Below are 19,364 nucleotides of genomic sequence, written 5' to 3'. Positions count from 1 at the left end.
GGGGTTATCCTTGCGGGTCGTGATTGAGCGAAGCGATCAGGCGGACCTGCTCTTCGTAAGTGCGGGCGAAGTCCTTGGTCAGCAGGCGCTCGCTCCAGTCTTCGTTGCCCACCAGGGCCTGGTGGTAGCGCACGTAGGCCTTCCAGCGGCTACCGAACAGCCCGCGGCGGCCCTGACGCTCGAATTGCAGCGCCAGCTGCTCCGGGGCGAAGTGCTCCAGGGTGCTGCGCAGGGCCTGGCGGCTGGCGCCGAGCATGGCCACCTGGTGCGCCTGGAGGTCGCGGAAGGCCTGGGCCACCGCCTGCTCGGCAGACAGCTGGCCGCCACGGCGCGGCTTGAGCAGGTCGCCGAGCACCTGGTCGGCTTCCAGCGGCGCCTTGATCGGGTTGCGGCTGGCGCTTTGCGGGGTGGTCAGCGACAGGCGCAGTTCGTTTTTCAGCTCGCTGCGGGTGCGCAGGCTCTGTTGCAGCCCGGCGACGCTATGGCGCAGCAGCCCGGCGGCCTGCACCGCGAGGTCTTCGCGGGCCTGCTCGTCGAGGTTGTCCAGGTCGACGCCCAGGGCCGCGCCGAAGCGCTTCCAGAAGGCGTCGTCGCGGCGTTCGCGCGGGGCCGGCACAGGTGCAGGCTCTGGCACCACCGCCGGTACCAGGGTCGGCACGATCAAGCTTTCCTGGTCGATCTGCGCGTAGTCGGCACGCTGGCGCGCCGGCGGCTCGGGCATGGCCAGGGCGGCCAGCTCGTCCATCGGTTGCAGGCGCGTTTCTTCATGGTCCATGGCGCTGATGGGGTCGAGTTCGAGGAAGGCGTCGTCGGGGATGATATTGCCGCCCGGCATGCCCAGGCCGACGTCGTAGCCGGCCTCGCTGTCGATCAGGCGCGCGCGCACTTCGATGTCACCCATGCGGTAAATCGCGCCTTGCTCGATGCGGTACAGCTCGCCCTTGCGCAGCTGGGCACCGCTGCTGGCCAGGCGGATGCCATTGCTGCTGGTGTCGGTGAGGAAGAACGCGCCGTTCTGGTAGGTGACCTGGGCGTGATGGCTGGACAGGTGACGTTTGTCGTCCTCGATGCACCAGTGGCAATCCTTGGCCCGGCCGATCTCGCCACCGGCGCGGCCGAAGGTCTTGTTCGGCGAGTCGGTGCGGCCGTGCTGGCGTTTGTCGAGCAGTTCGAAAACCAGTTCCATGGTCAGGGCTCCTTGCGCTCAGTTGTCACGGTTGAGGGCCTGGGGGTCTCCCAGGGGGCGGTAGCTGTCGTCGTCGAACTTGTAGTTGCCGGCGCAACCGGCCAGGGCGAACGCGGTGAGCAGGGCCAGCAAGGTGGCCCGGCAGTAACGGTGAAGCATGGGGGCGGCTCCATGTGCGGATGAGGCAGGCACCGTTACGGGTGCGCCTGGGGTAAAGGGAGTGAGTGTCGGGGTCATGCCGGTCAGCCCTCGCAATCGCCGATCTGGATGTTCAGGCGCCCCAGCCGGTACAGCAGGGTGCGCCGCGGCAGCCCGAGTTCGCGGGCGGCCAGGGTCTGGTTGCCGTCGTGCTTGCGCAGGCAGTCGAGCAGCAGGCTGCGCTCGACCTTCTCGAGGCGCTCGCGCAGGTTCAGCTCGTTGTCTTCGGGTGGCGGTTCGGCCAGGTTCAGCGAGAAGTGGCCGACCTCCAGCGCGTCGCCTTCGCACAAGAGCACCGCGCGCTCCACCAGGCCCTTGAGCTCGCGTACGTTGCCGGGGAAGGCGTAGCTTTCGAGGTGATCGAGGGCGGCCTGGGTCCAGCCCACCGGGCTGCGCTGCAGGAAAGTGCAGGCCTTGTCGCAGAAGTGCCGGGCCAGGGTGATGACATCGCCGACGCGCTGGCGCAGCGGCGGCAGCTCGATGGGGAACTGCGCCAGGCGGTAGTAGAGGTCTTCGCGGAACAGGCCGTCGGCGACCATCTGCGCCAGGTCGCGGTGGGTGGCGGCGATGATGCGCACGTCGATCTTGTGGGTGGCGTTGGCGCCCAGCGGGCGGATCTCGCCCTCTTGCAGCACGCGCAGCAGCTTGGCCTGCAGGGCCAGGGGCATGTCGCCGATCTCGTCGAGCAGCAGGGTGCCGCCGTTGGCGGCATCGAACAGCCCCGGGCGGTCGCGGTCGGCGCCGGTGAAGGCGCCTTTGCGGTAGCCGAACAGTTCGCTCTCCAGCAGGCTCTCGGGGAAGGCAGCGCAGTTCTGTACCACCAGCGCGCCGGAGCGGCGCGGGCCGTAGTCGTGGATGGCGCGGGCCACCAGTTCCTTGCCGGTGCCGGTCTCGCCGCGCAGCAGCACGGTGTAGGGGCTGTGCAGGACCTTGCTGATCATCTGGCAGGTCTGGCGCATGGCCGGGCTCTGCCCGATCAGGCCGTAGCTGCTGGCAGCCACCGGGGCGCGGCCGCTCGCCTGGGGCTGTGGCCCGGGCTGGTGCAGACGACGCAGCAGTTGCAGCTGGCCCATGGTGAAGCTGCCGAGCTGGCCGAGGGAGTCGGCGAAGGCTTCAAGCCCGCCACGCACGCGGTTCACGCACAACAGCACCCCGGCCACCCGCTGTTGCGCGGTCAGCAGGGGCACCGCCAGCAGTGCCTGCCAGGGCGTGGCCTGGCTGGGCAGGAAGCTGGTGTCGAAGAGGCTCGCGGAAAGGTCGCTGATGTTCACCACGCGGTTCTGGCACAGGGCGAACTGCAACAGCTGCTCGCCGTTGTAGTCGGCCGGCAGGCTGGAGCAGTCGCGCGCCAGCAGCCGCCCGTCGAGCCAGGCGGCTGCGAGCCCGAGCCGGGTGTGGGTCGGGTCGAGCAGGTAGACCTGCACCAGCGGGCAGCCGCTGAGCTCGGCCACCGCCGGCACCAGCGCCTGCAGCAGGCCTTGTTCGTCCGTTGCCCGCGCCAGCTCGGTGAAGGTGCCCAGCAGCGCCTCGGCGTAGGCCAGCGGTTGTGGCACGTGCGTGAACATCACCCCCACCTCAGGCGAACTCGCAGGTCACGCCGGCATCCCCGTCGAGGGTGGCGTGCACGCGGCTGATCGCCTCGCCGCTGGCCATGGCGTCGAGCAGGCGGTCGGCGACCTTGGGCAGCACATGGGTGTCGATCAGGTGGTCGATCAGGCGCGCGCCGGCTTCGCTCTGGCTGCAGCGCTCGGCCAGGTGGTCGACCAGCGCCTGGCAATGGCTGAACCCCAGTTGCCGACGCTGCAAACGCTCGCCCAGACGGCCCAGCTTGATCTCGATCAGCTCGCGCAGCACCGGGCCGCCCACCGGGTAGTAGGGCACCACGCGCATGCGCGCCAGCAGCGCCGGCTTGAAGTGGCGGCTGAGCGCCGGGCGGATGTGCTGTTCGAGCAGCTCGGCGTCGGGGCGCTCGCCGTTTTCGCACAGGGCGCTGATCTGGTCGCTGGCCAGGTTGGAGGTCATCAGGATCAGCGTGTTGCGGAAGTCGATCTGGCGGCCTTCACCGTCGTTGGCCACGCCCTTGTCGAAGATCTGGTAGAACAGGTTGAGCACGTCCGGGTCGGCCTTCTCCACCTCGTCCAGCAGCACCACCGAATACGGCTTCTGGCGCACCGCCTCGGTGAGCATGCCGCCCTCGCCGTAACCGACGTAGCCGGGCGGCGCGCCGATCAGGCGCGAGACGGTGTGCTTCTCCTGGAACTCGGACATGTTGATGGTGGTGATGAAGCGGTCGCCGCCGTACAGCAGGTCGGCCAGCGCCAGCGCGGTCTCGGTCTTGCCGACGCCGCTGGGGCCGACCAGCAGGAACACGCCCACCGGTGCGTCGGGCTTGTTCAGGCCGGCGGCGGTGGCGCGCATGGAGCGGTTGAGCGCATGCACGGCCTGCTCCTGGCCACGGATGCGGGCGCGCAGGTCGTCGGCGAAGGTGATCACCTTGGCGTTGTGCTCGCGGGCCAGCTGGCTCAGCGGCACGCCGGTCCAGGCGCTGATCACTTCGGCCACCAGGCGCGGGCACACTTCGGCGCTGACCAGGCGCTCTTCGGCCTGGGCGTCGAGCAGGGCCTGATGGGTCTCGGCCAGGCGTTGTTGCAGTTGTTCGCGGCTTTCACCTTCGACGACGGGCTCGCCCTCCTCGCCTTCGGCTGGCGCGGCCGGTGCGACGGCGGCGTTGGCCACCTGCTGGCGCAGCTCCAGGACCTGCTCGGCCAGCTCGCGCTGACGGGCCCAGCGGGCGGCCAGTTCGATCTCTTGGTCGTGGGCCTCGTCCAGGCGCTGCTCGAGGGCGGCGAAGGCCTCGTGGTCGATGGCCAGGCCCGCCTCGGCGTCGCGGCGCAGGGCGTTGCGCTGGCGCTCGCCCTCGGCCAGTTCGGCGCGCAGGCGCTCGAGGCTGTCGGGGGCGGCAGCCAGGCTGATGCGCACCCGGGCGCAGGCGGTGTCGAGCACATCGACGGCCTTGTCCGGCAACTGCCGGCCGGTCAGGTAGCGCGCCGACAGTTCGGCGGCGGCGACCACGGCGTCGTCGCGCAGGTAGATGCCGTGGCTCTTCTCGTACAGCTGGGCCAGGCCACGCAGGATGGTCACCGCTTCGCCCACGGTGGGCTCGAGCAGTTGCACCGGCTGGAAGCGACGGGCCAGGGCCGGGTCTTTCTCGAAGTACTTCTTGTACTCGGCCCAGGTGGTGGCGGCGATGGTGCGCAGCTCACCACGCGCCAGCGCCGGCTTGAGCAGGTTGGCGGCGTCGGAGCCACCGGCGTTACCGCCGGCGCCGATCAGGGTGTGGGCTTCGTCGATGAACAGGATCACTGGGCGCGGCGCGGCCTTGACCTCGTCGATCACGCCCTTGAGGCGGCGCTCGAACTCGCCCTTGACGCTGGCGCCAGCCTGCAACAGGCCCATGTCCAGCGCCAGCAGGTCGACCCCTTGCAGGGCCGGCGGCACTTCGCCGGCGACGATGCGCGCGGCCAGGCCTTCGACCACGGCGGTCTTGCCCACGCCGGCTTCGCCGACCACGATCGGGTTGTTCTTACGCCGGCGAGCGAGGATATCGATCATCTGGCGGATCGACGCGTCGCGGCACAGTACCGGGTCGAGCTTGCCGTCACGGGCCTGCTGGGTGAGGTTGTGGGTGAAACGCTGCAGCATCGATTCGCCCTGGGGCGCGCCGGGGGCCTTGGGAGCGGCCGGTTGCTGGGCCAGGGCGTAGCCCTTGAGGCGTTCGATATCCAGGCCGCCGAGCAGCTTGTGGTAGCGGCTGCCGGCGTAACGCAGCGGGTTGCGCAGCAGGCCGAGGATCAGCGCGGCCTGGTCGACCTGGCTCTGGCCCAGCTCGAGGTTGGAGACCAACAATGCGTCCTGCAACCACTGCACCAGCTCCGGGGCGAACACCGGGTTGCGGGTGGCGCTGTGCTCGACATTGGGTTGCAGCGCGGCGCTGAACGCGCCGGTATCGATCGCGGCGTCCTGCAGCGCACGCTGCAACAGGCTGTCGGGGCGCTCGAGCAGGCCCAGCAGCAGGTCCTCGATGAGGATCTTGCTGCCGCCACGGGCGACGCAGCGCTCGGCGGAACGCTCAAGGTCGCGGCGGCTGTCGGCGTCCAGGGCCTGGACGAGTTGTTGCAGGTCTACGTTGATCATGGCCATTGGTCCTTAATGAATTTTGCTTCCCAGGGTCACCACGCCATCGGCGCGTTCGCGACCCAGCCAGCTGGTCCAGCCCAGGTGGCAGACGTTCTGTTCGCCGATGCGCAGCTCGCGGATCTCTTCACGGCGCAACTCCAGGCGGATGTCGTAGTCCAGCGGGTCGCGCAGGGTGAAGCGAGTCAGCGCGCACAGCGGCTGGTAGCCGAAACCGATCGGCAGGAATTCGTGAAAGCGCTGCCAGTCCAGCTGGGTGATGTGGATGCGGAACTTGCCGCTGCGATCCCGCACGCGCTCGCCCAGCACGGCGTCCTCGCCCAGCAGGCTGTTGGCCAGCCCCAGGCGGTTGCACTGCTCTTCGAGGATGTCGACGCGCCGTTCCAGGCATTGCTCGATCACCAGGTCGGCGTGCTTGAAGTAGTAACGCAGCACGGCCTCGATCAGCGCCGCCGAGTGGGCGCGCAGGCTGAGCACGCCCAGGTACGGCAGCAGGCGTTTCCAGTTCAGCTCCTTGGCCTGGCGGATCTGGTCGCCGCCCAGGCCGATCAGGGCGAACAGGTGCGACGAGAAGCCGTCCAGCGCGCCGCTCTCGAAGCTGGCGCGGTAGCGGTACTTGCGCCAGATCGGCAGCATCAGGCGGTGCAGGCGGTGGTGGAACAGGTCGAGGAACATCCGCGTGGGGTTTCCGTCCTCGTTGTCGCCCAGCGCCTGTTCGCCATAGAACGCCGGCAGCGGCGAGCTGGAGCCGACCAGGCCGATCAGGTTGAAGCGCATGCGCGCGCGCAGCTGGCCGTGCTCGCGGAAGAACTCGATGCGGTCGACGTCGCTGCCGGGGAAACCGAGGCTGGGGTTGGCCTGGAACTCGACCAGGTCGTAGAGCTCTTCGTCTTCCAGGTACGGGTACGCCTCGCGCAGCTGTTCCATCACCAGCAGCACGGCCTGGAACAGCGAGTACTCGCGGATGCTCCGGCTCAGCCGGCTTACAGCAGCGGTTGCAGGCCCATGCGTGGTGTCCATTGGTACACCTCCCCCTGTGTGCTTTTCACCCGCAGCTCGTGGTACGAGTTGAGGCTGGCGTAGAGTGCGAAGAATTCATTGAGCACCGAGGCGAAGACGAACAGATCGCCCTCGCCGATGTAGCCCTCCGGGTCGATTGTCAGTTCGGTGCGCAGGCCGCGCAGCGGCAGGCCCCGGTGCAGGCGGTCGACGTGCTGGTGGCGGATCGCCTTGAGCCCGCCGAGCAGGCGGCGGCTGACCTTTTCCGCGTGCTGGTCGTAGTAGCGCGGCAGGTCGTAGGTTTCGAGGATCACCTTGAGTGCATCCACGTCGGCCAGCGACAGGTAGTTCAGCGACATGTTGCTGATCAGCTTCCACAGGAAGTCGCGGTTCAGCGGCGGCGCGTAGCTGGCGGTGACCGGGGTGATGTTGCGGAAGGTGAGGAACTCGGGGGTCTCTTCGCTGAGCATGCAGATGTCGCCGAGCTTCAGACGCCGCGGCAGGTTCTGGTTGGTGCAGGTGAGCTCGATCGACAGCGTTTCGTGGGATTCGGCCTGGTGCACGCCGAAGCTCAGGTAGGTGTCGAGGCCGTCATGCAGCAGTGAGGAGCGCTGGCGGATGCTGTAGTGCGAGCGGTTCTCCGGCACGTCGAAGCTGGCGTCGTGCTCGAACGATTCGAAGGGCACGTAGCTCTGGTAGCCGAGGCCGCCGGGGCTCCAGCCGGTCACGCCGTCGACCGAGAACACCCCGCAGTGCTCGGGGTCGAGCTCGGCCGGCAGCAGCAGGTATTCATCCTGCTTGCCATCCAGACGGATAGGCAGGGCATCGTGCTTGAACAGGTTGGCGATCGGCGTGCAGTACAGCTTGACGTTGTCCAGGGTCGGGCGCAGGCGCTGGGCCTCGCCCTGGCGGATGTCGAAGCGCAGCTCGATGCCATGCACCTGCTTGAGGGTTTCCTCGGGCAGGCTCTGCAGTACGTCCAGGCCAGTCACGTCGACGAACAGGAACTTGTCCTGGAAGGCGAAGTACTCCTGCAGGAAGCGGTAGCCGCGGAAGGTGTTCAGCGGGTAGGGAATCAGCGCCTCTTCCTCGGCGAAGCCCACCGGGTGCACCTTGGCCGCCGGTGCGCGCAGTAGCAGCGGCTCGCCCTTGGCGTTGACCATCGGTTTGCCGTGGCTGTCCAGCGGCATCAGCTCGATGCCGGCCAGGCCGCGCAGCAGGCTCAGGTAGAGCATCTGGCTGATGTAGCGCTCGCCGGCCAGGTGCAGGCGCAGCTTGCTGAGCTTGACGTCGCCCAGGTTGCCGTCGCAGTTCATGTCCAGGCGCAGGCTGAGCAGCGCGCCCTGGCCGTTGAGCGAGTAGTTCAGCGCGCTCAGGCGCAGGGGCAGGACTTCGGTGGGGTAGCAGGTACGAAAGCGGCAACTGACGCCCTCGATCGGCCGGCCTTCCACCGGGGTGTCACGCTCGACCCGCAGCGCCGGGCCGGCCTGGCGCAGGGGGTCGAACTGCAGGATGCTGAAGGCCGGCAGCGGGCGCATGTAGTTCGGCCACAGCAGGTGCATCAGCGAGTGGGTCAGCTCGGGCAGTTCGTCGTCGAGCTTCTGCCGCAGGCGGCCGGTGAGGAAGGCAAAACCTTCAAGCAGGCGCTCGACGTCCGGGTCGCGCCCGGCCTGGCCGAGGTACGGCGCCAGCGCCGGGCTGCGTTCGGCAAAACGCCGCCCCAGCTGGCGCAGTGCCGTCAGCTCGCTTTGGTAGTAGTAATTGAAGGACATCCGTCGTTCCGCCTGAATTCAGCTCTCGGGTACCGCCAGTGGCCGGTACTGCGCAGGCGCGGGGCCGGGCCACAGGGCCGACCGTTTGCCGCGCAAGGGTTGGGGAAAACTCAGGCTATGGGAGGCGCAACATCACTCGTCTCCTTGACTGACTCTGACTTGCCCGCTGCCATCCAGGCGCGCGGCAAAACTGACCTGGCGCTTGATTCCGTCCACCTCAAGCTGGCCTTCGATGCTGAAAGCCAGCTTGAGCTGATCGTGATCACGCGGGCGGGACACCACCCGGACATCGGACATGCGTGGTTCGTAGGCTTCGATGAAGTACTCGATGGCCCGGCGTGCCTGGCTGAGCGCGTCGTGCAGGCTCAGGCGCATGTCGTTGAGGTCGGGCAGCCCGTAGTCGGCGAGCGTCTGCACGCTGCCGGCCCGGGTGCTGAGCATCTTCGCCAGATGAGCGGCCACGGAAGCCATGGCGGCGTCTTCACGCCGCCAGCTGGCGCGCTGGTCGGCTTCGCCGCTCAGGCGCTCGAACAGGCTTCCGTAACCATTGCCCATCGACGCTTACTCCTTGTCCAGCTTGCCGACCAGCGACAGGGTGAAGTCGGCGCCCATGTACTTGAAGTGCGGACGCACGTTCAGGCTGACGCGGTACCAGCCCGGCTCACCTTCCACGTCGCTGACGATCACCTGGGCGGCGCGCAGCGGACGACGGCCACGCACTTCGGCGCTCGGGTTTTCCTGGTCGGCCACGTACTGGCGGATCCACTTGTTCAGTTCCAGCTCCAGGTCGGTGCGTTCCTTCCAGGAGCCCAGCTGCTCGCGCTGCAGGACCTTGATGTAGTGGGCCAGGCGGTTGACGATCATCATGTACGGCAGCTGGGTGCCCAGCTTGTAGTTCAGCTCGGCAGTCTTGCCTTCGGCGCTGATGCCGAAGAACTTCGGTTTCTGTGCCGAGTTGGCCGAGAAGAACGCCGCGTTGTCGCTGCCCTTGCGCATGGTCAGGGCGATGAAGCCCTCTTCGGCCAGCTCGTATTCACGACGGTCGGAGACCAGCACTTCGGTCGGGATCTTGGTCTCGATCTCGCCCATGCTCTCGAAGTGGTGCAGCGGCAGGTCTTCCACCGCGCCACCGCTCTGCGGGCCGATGATGTTCGGGCACCAGCGGAACTTGGCGAAGCTGTCGGTCAGCTTGGTGCCGAAGGCGTAGGCGGTGTTGCCCCACAGGTAGTGCTCGTGGCTGTTGGCCACGGTTTCCTTGTAGACGAACGACTTGACCGGGTTCTCTTCCGGGTCGTACGGGTTGCGCAGCAGGAAACGCGGCACGGTCAGGCCGATGTAGCGCGCGTCCTCGGACTCGCGGAAGCTCTGCCACTTGGTGAACTGCGGGCCTTCGAAGTGATCTTTCAGGTCCTTCAGGTCCGGCAGGCCGGTGAAGCTTTCGAGGCCGAAGAATTTCGGGCCGGCCGCGGCGATGAACGGCGCGTGGGACATGCAGGCGACGCTGGAGACGTACTGCATCAGCTTGACGTCGGGCGAGCTCGGCGACAGGTAGTAGTTGGCGATGACCGCGCCGACCGGCTGGCCACCGAACTGGCCGTATTCAGCGGTGTAGATGTGCTTGTACAGGCCAGCCTGCATGACTTCCGGCGAATCTTCGAAGTCGTCCAGCAGGTCCTGCTTGGAGACGTTGAGGATCTCGATCTTGATGTTTTCGCGGAAGTTGGTGCGGTCGACCAGCAACTGCAGGCCGCGCCAGGCGGACTCCATGGACTGGAAGTCCGGGTGGTGCAGGATCTCGTCCATCTGGCGGCTGAGTTTGGCATCGATCTCGGCGATCATGCGGTCGACCAGCGCTTTCTTGACCGGCTCGCCGTCGTTCTGCGGCTTGAGCAGTTCTTCGATGAAGGCCGACACGCCGCGCTTGGCGATGTCGTAGGCTTCGTCATCCGGGGTCAGGCGGGTTTCGGCGATGATGCTGTCGAGAATGCTGAATTCGCTGTTCTCGGCGCTCTGTTGCTCTGCTGCGGTGCTCATGGCAATTAGGCTTCCTTGACTAGGGGGATCAGGCGTCCGGCTGAGCGTTCAGGCCCAGCTCGCCGAGCACGCGCTCGCGGGACTCGTTGTCGGCCAGCACGCCCTCGATGGCCTTGCGGAAGGCCGGGGCGTTGCCCAGCGGGCCTTTCAGGGCAACCAGGGCTTCACGCAGTTCCATCAGCTTCTTCAGCTCAGGGACTTGCTCGACCAGGCTGGCCGGGTTGAAGTCCTTCATGGTGTTGACCCGCAGGCTCACCGCCAGCTCGTCGCCTTCGGCGCCTTCCTGCAGGCGGTTCGGCACAGCCAGGGTCATGCTCAGTTCCTGCTTGGCCAGCACTTCGTCGAAGTTCATCTTGTCGATGCTGATCGGCTTGCGGTCTTCGATCTTGCGATCGTCGGCACGCAGGGTGTAGTCACCGATCGCCAGCAGTTTCAACGGCAGTTCGATCTCTTCCTGAGCACCGCCGGTGGCGGGTTTGAAGGTAACGTTGATGCGTTCCTTGGGGGCTACCGAGCCTTCTTTGGCCATTGGTTTTCTCCTTGAGGGTTATGGCCCTTGGGCCTATTCGAGTACGACTTCGAGATCGAGGTGGCACAGCCTGCGGTAGATCTCGTCCTTGCGTTCGCGCACCACATGGTTCTGCGGCAGCAGCTCGCAGCAGGTGTGCAACAGATGCAGTACCTGCAACGACAGGTCTGGCTCCCAGGCATCCAGGCCGGATTGGCGCAGTTGCTCGTCGAGGGCTTCCAGTTGGGTCTTGGCCAGTTCGTATTTCTTGGCCGTGTAGCAGAGGCGCGCCTGGCTCAGTTGCCAGAAAAAGCGCTCGCGCCCGCCGTGGGCGCCCTGCATCTGCTGCTTGAGGTGTTGCACCGCGCTCTTGAGGCCGTCCTTGCGCAGGATCGGCAGGCTCGCCTCCAGGGCCTCGTCCCAGGGGGCCTGGCGCACGCCGGGCTCGACCACTGGCTGGGCCGCGGCGGTTTGCAGGTGGGGGGTGACCTGGGCGGCGACCCAGGCGCGGGTCTCGGGGTCGGCGAACGGGGTGCCGTCGTGGAACTTGAGCTCGATGACGCTGGGCAGGCGCTGCAGCAGCGAGGCGAAGTTCATCTCAACTTCGCGCATGCCGGCTTCGACGTTGAGGGCCTGGCAGCACTCCCACACCAGGCGCTGGCCATCGAACCAGAACGGGGCCTTGGCCACGCTGTTTTCCAGCTCTACCAAGAGGTCGGCGTAGTTGCCCTGCTCGAAGCGGTCCTTGTAACTCTTGAGCTTGTCGGCGGGCAGGCCGCGCAGGGCGGTGACGTTCTCGGCGTTGCGCTCGGGCATCGCTTCGATGGGCAACCACAGCAGCGTGCGGTTCAGGCGCAGGGCGCGCAGGTCGGTGGCTTTCTGGCGCTGCCACCAGACGCACAGCTGCCGGCCCTGCTCTTGCTGGGCGCGCAGGGCCTTGTTGGCGTCCTTTTCGTTTTCCACCGGCTCGCCGGGGGTGAACAGCTGGGTGGCGGCCTGCTTGACCTGGGCGACGATGGCGCCGACTGCGCCGGGTTGCGGTTCGTTGTCGGCGGAGCGCTGGACCTGGCCCTTGAGTGCGCGGCAGATCGGCAGCAGCAGCGGCGCGTCGTCCCCCAGCCGGGCGGACAGCGCCGCTTCCAGGCCGCTTAGCTGCTCGACCATCTGCTGGAACAGCGGCAACTGCTCCTTGATGGCGATGTCGGCACCCAGCGCCTGTTCGAGGCGCGGCACCAGCCAGCCGATGGCGGCGGAACGGGTACGGGGTTTGGCGGGGTGGACGTCGTCCCAATGCTGCTCGCACAGCTCGCGCAGCACGCTGATGCCGGCCAGCAAGCCGGCGTAGGACTCGCGCTGGAACAGGGCCCAGGTGAACCAGGAAGCCACGCGCAGATCCTTGGACTGGTCGCGCAATAGCGCTTCGCTGTTCTCGAGGATTTTCAGCCAGTCCACCTGGCCGCTGGCGTGGATCGACTGGGCGCGCGTCAGCTCGTTTTCGAGGGCTTCGAACTCGCTGGAAAAACGCACGTCTTCACCGCCGAAAGAGCCGGGGGAGACAGCATTCTTGCCAAGTTCAAGATAGCGCGCGGCCAGCTTCGAAGAGTAGGACATCCATTTCTCACAGTTAGAACCTCGCCCTCGATCCTGGAACTGACGTTCAGGATTTGTCGATCTGGAAGTTCTATTCATTCAGCCCACAATCCGGCGGGCAGTCGATCAAACGGTTGAATAGCCTAATGCTATCAATAGCACTTTGCAACCACTCAAATGGATAGCAAAGGCAGGAACATCGGGCCTCTAGGGGTTTCCCTGATGGCGATCATATATACCCTGACCCACACGGGAAAGTTGTAAGCTGATTATTCGAAACAACACTCAATTGTTTAACTTATTTTTCACACATATAAGCAACAACACATGTTAGAGCCAAAACCAGACATCATTGAAGGGCCGTCACAGTAATCAGTGACGCACTCGAAATTCAATTACTTGTATGGGGTTACAGAGCTTTCCCACATCGAAAATTCCAATATCTTGCAACAAAATGTATACGCTCACGCCGGCTGAAGTTCCGGACTCAACGCTGGCACTTCGCGCCACGGCAGCCCGGCCCAACGCCCCTCGGGCGCCAGCAATGCCTGTAGCCGCTGCTCGTCAAAAAGACCCAGCGAATCGGCGCGAAAGGCCCCGACCCATTGCCGACGTCCGGCAAGGTAGGCCGCGCCGAAATCCGCCCAGCCATCGAAACAGTCCTGGGCGCGCTGGGCGTTGAGCAGCAGCACACGCCAGCCAATGTCGGGCGCCAGCCATCCCAGCAACAGGGCGCAGCGCACGAGAAAGGCGCAGCGCAGGCAGGCGAAGGCCAGCGAGGCACGCGGGTCGTCGGTCGGTTGCAGGTTGAGCAGGTCGAGGCGGAACCACTGGCGCTCGAAGTCCGTGGCGAAGTAGCGCTGGATCTCTTCGTCGCTGGCGCTGCCTTGCAGGCCGGCGATATGCAGCAAGGGTATGCGCAGGAAGTCCTGGGCACTTTGGGTGAAGCTCGTGCAGTGCTTGTCGTAGAAGCCGTCCACCTGCATGGCCTCTGCCATGGGGCTCGCCAGCGCCAGCGCAAGGTGCCTGCGGGGGCTGAACAGTTCGAAATCCGGCGCGCGCGGGCGCAGCCAGCGTGCAAGGAGCCAGGTGGCGACCAGCATGCCCAGGAAGATCAACATCGCAATAGCCTCAGCGGTGGGTGGATAGCCAATCGGCGATGCCGGCGGCCATGGCCGCGGTCATGCCGGGCCAGGTCACGGCCTCGGTGGCGTAGACCGGGCCGTCGTGTGCAGGCTGGCCAAGCAGGTGGCGCAGGGCGTAGCGCAACGTGGCGGTACGCGGTGGCGTTGCCCGCAACTGTTCGGGCTGACGCGCCGCCACCAGCCATTCCACCAGCGCCGAGGGTGCGGCGAAACGGTCGAACAACTGTGGGTGCTGGGCGATCAGCCGCGCCTGGGTGGCGGGGTCGGTCACCGCTTCCAGCCGGCACCAGCCCGCGTCACAGCGCACCACACCGATGGCCAGGCAATCCGCCGGCGTTTGCCGGTCGGTGCCCAGGGCATCCAGGCACCTGAGCACGTCGTCCAGGTAGCGGGCGACCGGCGGGCGGTTCTGTTTGCCCTTGAGCTGGTCGAGGCGCAGGCTGCCGTCGGCCATCACCAGCAGGCTGATGGTGATGTGCGGCTGGCCCTGGCCATCGCGCAGGCTGAAGATGCGCATGCGCCCGGCTTCCACGGCCTCGGCGTAGCTTTCGCCGTAGCCACCGTGCAGGGCGCGACGGTCGGCGAACTGGCCGAGGCAGTGGCGCATCACGTAGCTTTCGAAGGCCATTTCTTCACGCAGGTGCGGGCCGTCCGGCAGCAGCTCGACCAGCGTGTGCTCGGCGCATTCGACCACCTGGCGCACGGCCTCCGGCCGGCTCTGGCGCCAGCCTTGGGCCTGGCGCGCGGCCATGCGGGCGTGCTCCTGGTGCCACAGCGCCAGGGCCTGCGGGCAGTTGATGCGTTCGAGCTTGCCGTCCAGCGCCGTGCCTTTGCGCGCGGCGAGGAACTCCACCAGCATCGCTTCCTGCTCCAGCACCGCAGGGTGTTCCGGGTCGAGCCAGGCGAGTGTCACGGCGTCGTCCGCCTTGGCCGCCTGTTCCAGGTGGCGGCCGACCCAGGCCGGTACCGCCTGGCCTTGCAGCAGGGTCGCAGCCTGCTCGAGGCTGAGCACCCTTTGCACCGGTTCGAAGTTGCCGACCAGATGGCGGTAGAAATGGTTGAGCAGCCAGCTGCGCACCGGCGCTTCGTCGCCCCTGGCCTGGCTGCGTTGCTCGATGCGGCGCTTGAGCGCTTCGGCGTTGAGCAGGTTGCGTGGCGCATAGGCGCCGGCGCGTGGGGTGGCGATCATTTCCACACTTGCCACCAGCGCTTGGCCGCAGGCGCCTGCACCGGCACCTGCTGCATCTCGTCGATGATCTCGCGCAGGGTGGCGGCGTTGGCCACGTCGTGGGGCGCCTCGCTGCCGGCACACAGGGCCAGCGCCGCGGTGTAGCGGGCGATGGCTTCATCCTTGCGGCCGAGGTTCTTGAACAGGTCACCGGCATCCCAGGTCAGCAGCGTGTCGTTGTGGCCAAGGATGATCGCCTCATAGCGCTGCCACAGCGCCAGCGCGGCGTCCGGCTGAGTGGGGGCCAGGTGCAGGGCTACTTTCATTCGGCAGCGCAGGCCGTCGTAATCCACTTGCTGATCGGTGATTTCCTGCTCGGCCTGCCAGTCGAGCAGGCGTTGCAGCCAGATCGTGATCTCGTGGTCGCGGTCGAGGAAATACAGCGCCCTGGCGACCTTGCCGATGTAGCCATCGGGGTCGTGACGGCCGTAGCCATGGGCCAGGACGAAGTGCCACAGGGCTTCCGCCGCCTGGCACACCGCGGCGTGGTCGTCGAGGGCGAGCTGGGCGTTGAGCAGGCCGTGGTAGTGCTCGGCGAAGGGGCTGGCGTCGATGCCGCGCTGGTGCAGTTCGATGGACGCCTCGACGCGCTCCTGGCCCTTGAGGTAGCGGTAGTTGATCGCCAGGTTGTTGCACAGCATCGAGTACAGGTGCGCGCAGCCGTCGCCGCGATGCCCCTGGCCGCTGGCGAAGTAGCGCTCCAGGCATGCCTGGCCGCGCTCGTAGCCCTCGCGCTGGATCATCTCGCACAAGTGCCGGGCTTCTGTCTGCTGCTCGGGCGCCAGGGTTTCGATGAAGTGTTCGACCAGCCCCGACAGCTTGCCGCTGTGGTTGTAGTAGTCGTAGCCACTGGCCAGGGTGAACGCTGGCAGGTGCAAGGCCGCGAGCAGGCCCTGCGCTTCGGCCGTGGCGTGAATCAGGGCATAGCTGCTGCGGTGGTCATCCAGCTGGCCGCTGGCGAAGGCTTCCTGCAGCAGGGCCAGCTCGGTGGCGGCGTCGATGCGCCCGGCCTGCCGGTCGCGCACGGCCTGCAAGCGCAGGATCCAGGGGTGGCGCGGGGCGATGCGCTGGGCGTCGGCCAAGGCCAGGGCATACAGGCGCGCGAGCCGTTCGGGCTGCTCGCCATCGTCGTACAGCGCCTCGAGCAGCGCGCCCTTCCCCACTGGCGACTCGTCGAGGGCCGGCAGGCACGCGAGGAAGTGCTCCAGCACCTCCTCACTGTCACAGGCGCGCATGACGCACAGCGGCCACCAGACGCTCGGGTCCTGGGCGAGCAGGCGCTCGACCACCACCTGGGCCGCGACGGGCGCGGCGGCTGCGCGCAGGTCGTAGATCTCGTGGAAGGCGCGCCGCCCTGCCCGTTCGATTTCGCCTGCCTCGACCAACCAGGGCAGCTCGTAGGCAATGAAGCTGTTGTCGCCATCGCTATCCAGGGCGATGGCCGCTGCCGGCAGGATGCGCAAGGCGCCCGGCAGGTCGCCCTGGGCATGCATGGCCCGGGCGGCGAGGCGCGCCAGGCGCACTTCCCACTCGCGGCGCTGCGCCAGTGACAGGTCGGCGATCAGCGCCATCACCGGTTGCTCGAACATGGCCAGGCGCAGCGGGATCAGCTCGATCAGGCTATTGCCCAGCCAGGTCCAGTCGCCCTGGTCGATGTCTTGGTCCGGGCCCGCCTGGCGCAAGGCGGCCACGGCTTCGAGGGCAGCCTCGCGAGCTTCGGCCTGCTGCTGGTGATTGTGCAGCGCCCAGGCGCGGCGGCAGGCGCGGTCGGCCTGGTCCCAGGCGCGCAGGCTGGCACGCCCGGGGTTGAGCAGGGTCAGGGCATGGCGGGCATCGATGGCCTTGAGCGCCAGCGCCAGGGAACGCTGCTCGAGCTGCTCGAAGATACGTGCACGGCGGTAGTGTTCGACGTCGTAGTCCGGCGTGACCTGGGCCATGGCCAGGGCTTGGTCGAGCAGTTGATCCAGCAGCGGTTCGTCGTCGCAGTAGTTGGCCAGGCGCAGGCGCTTGAGCAGCAGGCACATGCTCAGTTCGGCGCGGGCGGCGGGGTCGCAGTGTTCAAGCAGGCGTTGGCCGTCTTGCTCGAGTACGCGGGTGGCGGCGTGGAGGTCACCGGCGTTGACCCACAGCACATGCAGGCGCTCGATCGAGCCGATCGAGTCGGCTTGCAACGACTCGGCCTGAAGCTGCTCCAGCAGCGCGGCCGCGCCGTGGTCCTGGAGGACGCCGTCGAGGCGGTCCAGTAATTGCTCGAGTTCAATGCCGGTGATGACGGTACTGGCGACTGTCATGTGCTGCTCCCTGTAATGACCTGCGCACACCCTGTGCGTCGTGGCGCGCACGCTACCAGTTGCGCCAGCCAAAGCCAAGATTTTTGGCGCCAATATGCCATCACCCGGTGCCTGCGTTACTGCGCAAGGCCCCATAAAAAAACCCAGGGCACGGGCCCTGGGTTTTTCGAGTTGGCGTGTCGCCGACCGCTTGCGATCAGAACGGAATATCGTCGTCGAAGCTGTCGAAGTCAGCGGCTGGCTGCGGGGCCGGCTGCTGCGGCGCCGGGCGCTGTGGCGCCTGCTGAGGGCGCTGGGCTTGCTGGCGCGGGGCCTGGTTGTACTGCTGCTGACCGCCACCCTGGTTGTAGTTGTTACCACCACCTTGGTTGTAGTTGTTGCCACCACCCTGGTTGTACTGGTCGCCGCCACCCTGCTGGTTCTGCGGACGGCCGCCGAGCAGCTGCATGGTGCCGTTGATGTCGACGATGATCTCGGTGGTGTAGCGCTTGATGCCGTCTTTTTCCCACTCGCGGGTCTGCAGCTTGCCTTCGATGTATACCTGCGAACCTTTGCGCAGGTACTCGCCGGCGATTTCGGCAACCTTGCCGAACAGCGAAACGCGGTGCCACTCGGTGCGCTCGACCTTCTGGCCGGACTGCTTGTCGGTCCACTGCTCGCTGGTGGCCAGGCTCAGGTTGGTCACGGCGTTACCGTTGGGCAGGTAGCGGACTTCGGGATCCTGACCGCAGGTACCGACCAGAATGACTTTGTTAACCCCACGGGCCATAACGTTCTCCTAGGCTTCGCACGCCGAAGAGGCTGGGTTTACCAGACGCTCGAGGGTCGCACGGTCCAAAATTTTCGTATCCAGTTTGATATAGATGGCGGCTTCTTCTGCCACCACCACGGCGTCGGTCACACCCGGCACGGCCATCAGGCGCTCGGTAAGCCCGGCTTCCCGGACGGCCTCTGGCGTCAGTGGCATGCGCAGGCTGGTCACGTAAGGCGGCTCGTTCATGCGCAACGCAGTGACCAGCCACAGGGCACACAGCCCCGCGCAACCGAGAAACACCATGCTCAGGCCACCGTGCTGGAACAACCAGCCACCGATGATTCCTCCCAGCGCGGCACCCAGGAACTGACTGGTGGAGTACACACCCATTGCAGTCCCTTTGCCACCGGCGGGCGACACCTTGCTGACCAGCGAAGGCAAGGATGCCTCCAACAGGTTGAAGGCGGTAAAGAATACCACGGTGCCGATCACCAGTCCGCGCAAGTTGTCAGCCCACTGCCAGAAGAACAGCTCCACCAGCAGCAACACACTGACCGCGCCAAGCAGCACGCGTTTCATCTTGCGCTTCTTCTCGCCGTAGATGATGAAGGGGATCATTGCAAAAAATGAAACCAGCAGCGCGGTCAGGTACACCCACCAGTGCTCTTCCTTCGGCAGCCCGCCGCGTTCGACGAAGGCCAGCGGCAGCGCGACGAAGCTGGCCATGAGGATGGCGTGCAGGACGAAAATGCCCACGTCCAGGCGCAGAAGGTCCGGATGGCGCAGGGTCGGGCCCAGGGCCTGGCGGGCCACGCCGGACTCGCGGTGCTGCAGGGTCTTGTGGGTGTTGGGCACGACGAAGGCGATCAGGGCGATACCGACCAGGGCAAGTCCTGCAGTGGCGAGGAACAATCCTGACAGGCCGAAGGCGCGAGTCAGCAGCGGCCCGACGACCATGGCCACGGCAAACGACAGGCCGATGCTCATGCCGATCATGGCCATGGCCTTGGTGCGGTGCTGCTCGCGGGTGAGGTCGGACAGCAGCGCCATGACGGCTGCGGAAATGGCCCCGGCACCTTGCAGGATGCGCCCGGCGATCACGCCCCAGATCGAGTCGGCCTGGGCCGCCAGCACGCTGCCGAGGGCGAAGATCACCAAGCCCAGGTAAATCACCGGGCGGCGGCCGATGCGGTCGGAGATCATGCCGAACGGAATCTGCAGCACGGCCTGGGTGAGGCCATAGGCGCCGATGGCCAGGCCGATCAGCGCAGGCGTGGCACCGGCCAGGTCCATGCCGTAGGTGGCCAGCACCGGCAATACCATGAACATGCCCAGCATACGAAAGGCAAAGACCAGGGCCAGGCCGCTAGCGGCGCGGGTTTCGCTGCCACTCATGCGCTCGTTGTGGGTGTCGTGCATGGATTAACCTCGTGTGAACCGGCGGCGATTCTATCAGTCCGACGGC

The 19,364-nt window shown here is 66.6% G+C and carries 15 protein-coding genes; all 15 read right to left on the bottom strand.

Going from position 1 to position 19,364, the window contains the following annotated elements; genetic code table 11:
- Window positions 1-4: 4 nt before the first annotated feature.
- Window positions 5-1,186, bottom strand: coding sequence for a type VI secretion system-associated FHA domain protein TagH (tagH, locus tag RTH46_RS16235; protein ID WP_316906097.1), 1,182 nt, complete (start codon window positions 1,184-1,186; stop codon window positions 5-7).
- 18 nt (window positions 1,187-1,204) lie between these two features.
- On the bottom strand, window positions 1,205-1,345 hold the full coding sequence (locus RTH46_RS16230) for a type VI secretion protein (RefSeq protein ID WP_153788712.1): 141 nt from the start codon (window positions 1,343-1,345) through the stop codon (window positions 1,205-1,207).
- 83 nt (window positions 1,346-1,428) lie between these two features.
- Window positions 1,429-2,949, bottom strand: a complete 1,521-nt coding sequence (locus RTH46_RS16225; protein WP_153788711.1) for a sigma 54-interacting transcriptional regulator — start codon at window positions 2,947-2,949, stop codon at window positions 1,429-1,431.
- 10 nt (window positions 2,950-2,959) lie between these two features.
- On the bottom strand, window positions 2,960-5,584 hold the full coding sequence (gene tssH / locus RTH46_RS16220) for a type VI secretion system ATPase TssH (protein WP_316906096.1): 2,625 nt from the start codon (window positions 5,582-5,584) through the stop codon (window positions 2,960-2,962).
- Window positions 5,585-5,590: 6 nt separating this feature from the next.
- The gene (gene tssG / locus RTH46_RS16215) at window positions 5,591-6,598 is read right to left on the bottom strand and encodes a type VI secretion system baseplate subunit TssG (RefSeq protein WP_153788709.1); all 1,008 of its coding nucleotides are present in this window, start codon (window positions 6,596-6,598) and stop codon (window positions 5,591-5,593) included.
- A complete protein-coding gene (gene tssF, locus RTH46_RS16210; RefSeq protein WP_110996294.1) occupies window positions 6,562-8,349 on the bottom strand; it encodes a type VI secretion system baseplate subunit TssF in 1,788 nt (595 codons plus the stop codon). Before tssF ends, tssG begins: the two co-directional genes overlap by 37 nt.
- Before the next feature lie 132 nt (window positions 8,350-8,481).
- Window positions 8,482-8,904 (bottom strand): type VI secretion system baseplate subunit TssE, encoded by a 423-nt coding sequence (gene tssE, locus RTH46_RS16205; RefSeq protein ID WP_110996293.1) that lies wholly within the window; start codon window positions 8,902-8,904, stop codon window positions 8,482-8,484.
- A gap of 6 nt (window positions 8,905-8,910) precedes the next feature.
- A complete protein-coding gene (gene tssC / locus RTH46_RS16200) occupies window positions 8,911-10,383 on the bottom strand; it encodes a type VI secretion system contractile sheath large subunit (RefSeq protein WP_153788708.1) in 1,473 nt (490 codons plus the stop codon).
- A gap of 28 nt (window positions 10,384-10,411) precedes the next feature.
- The gene (tssB, locus tag RTH46_RS16195) at window positions 10,412-10,912 is read right to left on the bottom strand and encodes a type VI secretion system contractile sheath small subunit (protein ID WP_110996291.1); all 501 of its coding nucleotides are present in this window, start codon (window positions 10,910-10,912) and stop codon (window positions 10,412-10,414) included.
- Window positions 10,913-10,945: 33 nt separating this feature from the next.
- Window positions 10,946-12,502, bottom strand: a complete 1,557-nt coding sequence (gene tssA, locus RTH46_RS16190; RefSeq protein WP_153788707.1) for a type VI secretion system protein TssA — start codon at window positions 12,500-12,502, stop codon at window positions 10,946-10,948.
- Between the two features lie 443 nt (window positions 12,503-12,945).
- Window positions 12,946-13,602, bottom strand: coding sequence for a DUF1266 domain-containing protein (locus tag RTH46_RS16185; protein ID WP_153788706.1), 657 nt, complete (start codon window positions 13,600-13,602; stop codon window positions 12,946-12,948).
- Window positions 13,603-13,612: 10 nt separating this feature from the next.
- On the bottom strand, window positions 13,613-14,815 hold the full coding sequence (locus RTH46_RS16180; RefSeq protein WP_316906095.1) for a hypothetical protein: 1,203 nt from the start codon (window positions 14,813-14,815) through the stop codon (window positions 13,613-13,615).
- Window positions 14,812-17,145, bottom strand: coding sequence for a hypothetical protein (locus tag RTH46_RS16175; RefSeq protein ID WP_316906094.1), 2,334 nt, complete (start codon window positions 17,143-17,145; stop codon window positions 14,812-14,814). The genes RTH46_RS16180 and RTH46_RS16175 overlap by 4 nt, the downstream gene beginning before the upstream one ends.
- Before the next feature lie 196 nt (window positions 17,146-17,341).
- On the bottom strand, window positions 17,342-17,914 hold the full coding sequence (locus RTH46_RS16170; RefSeq protein WP_153788703.1) for a single-stranded DNA-binding protein: 573 nt from the start codon (window positions 17,912-17,914) through the stop codon (window positions 17,342-17,344).
- 9 nt (window positions 17,915-17,923) lie between these two features.
- The gene (locus RTH46_RS16165; protein ID WP_125462386.1) at window positions 17,924-19,318 is read right to left on the bottom strand and encodes an MFS transporter; all 1,395 of its coding nucleotides are present in this window, start codon (window positions 19,316-19,318) and stop codon (window positions 17,924-17,926) included.
- Window positions 19,319-19,364 lie beyond the last annotated feature (46 nt).

It is taken from the genome of Pseudomonas sp. zfem004 (genome assembly GCF_032621715.1).
Classification (GTDB): domain Bacteria; phylum Pseudomonadota; class Gammaproteobacteria; order Pseudomonadales; family Pseudomonadaceae; genus Aquipseudomonas; species Aquipseudomonas sichuanensis.
This window is presented reverse-complemented; position numbering and strand designations above follow the sequence as displayed.

What these genes read in the sequence shown, in the direction of transcription:
- tssB (WP_110996291.1), bottom strand. Translation starts at nt 10,912, where the DNA reads ATGGCCAAAGAAGGCTCGGTAGCCCCCAAGGAACGCATCAACGTTACC.
- RTH46_RS16165 (WP_125462386.1), bottom strand. Translation starts at nt 19,318, where the DNA reads ATGCACGACACCCACAACGAGCGCATGAGTGGCAGCGAAACCCGCGCC.
- RTH46_RS16185 (WP_153788706.1), bottom strand. Translation starts at nt 13,602, where the DNA reads ATGTTGATCTTCCTGGGCATGCTGGTCGCCACCTGGCTCCTTGCACGC.
- RTH46_RS16170 (WP_153788703.1), bottom strand. Translation starts at nt 17,914, where the DNA reads ATGGCCCGTGGGGTTAACAAAGTCATTCTGGTCGGTACCTGCGGTCAG.
- tssH (WP_316906096.1), bottom strand. Translation starts at nt 5,584, where the DNA reads ATGGCCATGATCAACGTAGACCTGCAACAACTCGTCCAGGCCCTGGAC.
- RTH46_RS16230 (WP_153788712.1), bottom strand. Translation starts at nt 1,345, where the DNA reads ATGCTTCACCGTTACTGCCGGGCCACCTTGCTGGCCCTGCTCACCGCG.
- tssC (WP_153788708.1), bottom strand. Translation starts at nt 10,383, where the DNA reads ATGAGCACCGCAGCAGAGCAACAGAGCGCCGAGAACAGCGAATTCAGC.
- RTH46_RS16180 (WP_316906095.1), bottom strand. Translation starts at nt 14,815, where the DNA reads ATGATCGCCACCCCACGCGCCGGCGCCTATGCGCCACGCAACCTGCTC.
- tssF (WP_110996294.1), bottom strand. Translation starts at nt 8,349, where the DNA reads ATGTCCTTCAATTACTACTACCAAAGCGAGCTGACGGCACTGCGCCAG.
- tssG (WP_153788709.1), bottom strand. Translation starts at nt 6,598, where the DNA reads ATGGACACCACGCATGGGCCTGCAACCGCTGCTGTAAGCCGGCTGAGC.
- RTH46_RS16225 (WP_153788711.1), bottom strand. Translation starts at nt 2,949, where the DNA reads ATGTTCACGCACGTGCCACAACCGCTGGCCTACGCCGAGGCGCTGCTG.
- tagH (WP_316906097.1), bottom strand. Translation starts at nt 1,186, where the DNA reads ATGGAACTGGTTTTCGAACTGCTCGACAAACGCCAGCACGGCCGCACC.
- tssA (WP_153788707.1), bottom strand. Translation starts at nt 12,502, where the DNA reads ATGTCCTACTCTTCGAAGCTGGCCGCGCGCTATCTTGAACTTGGCAAG.
- tssE (WP_110996293.1), bottom strand. Translation starts at nt 8,904, where the DNA reads ATGGGCAATGGTTACGGAAGCCTGTTCGAGCGCCTGAGCGGCGAAGCC.
- RTH46_RS16175 (WP_316906094.1), bottom strand. Translation starts at nt 17,145, where the DNA reads ATGACAGTCGCCAGTACCGTCATCACCGGCATTGAACTCGAGCAATTA.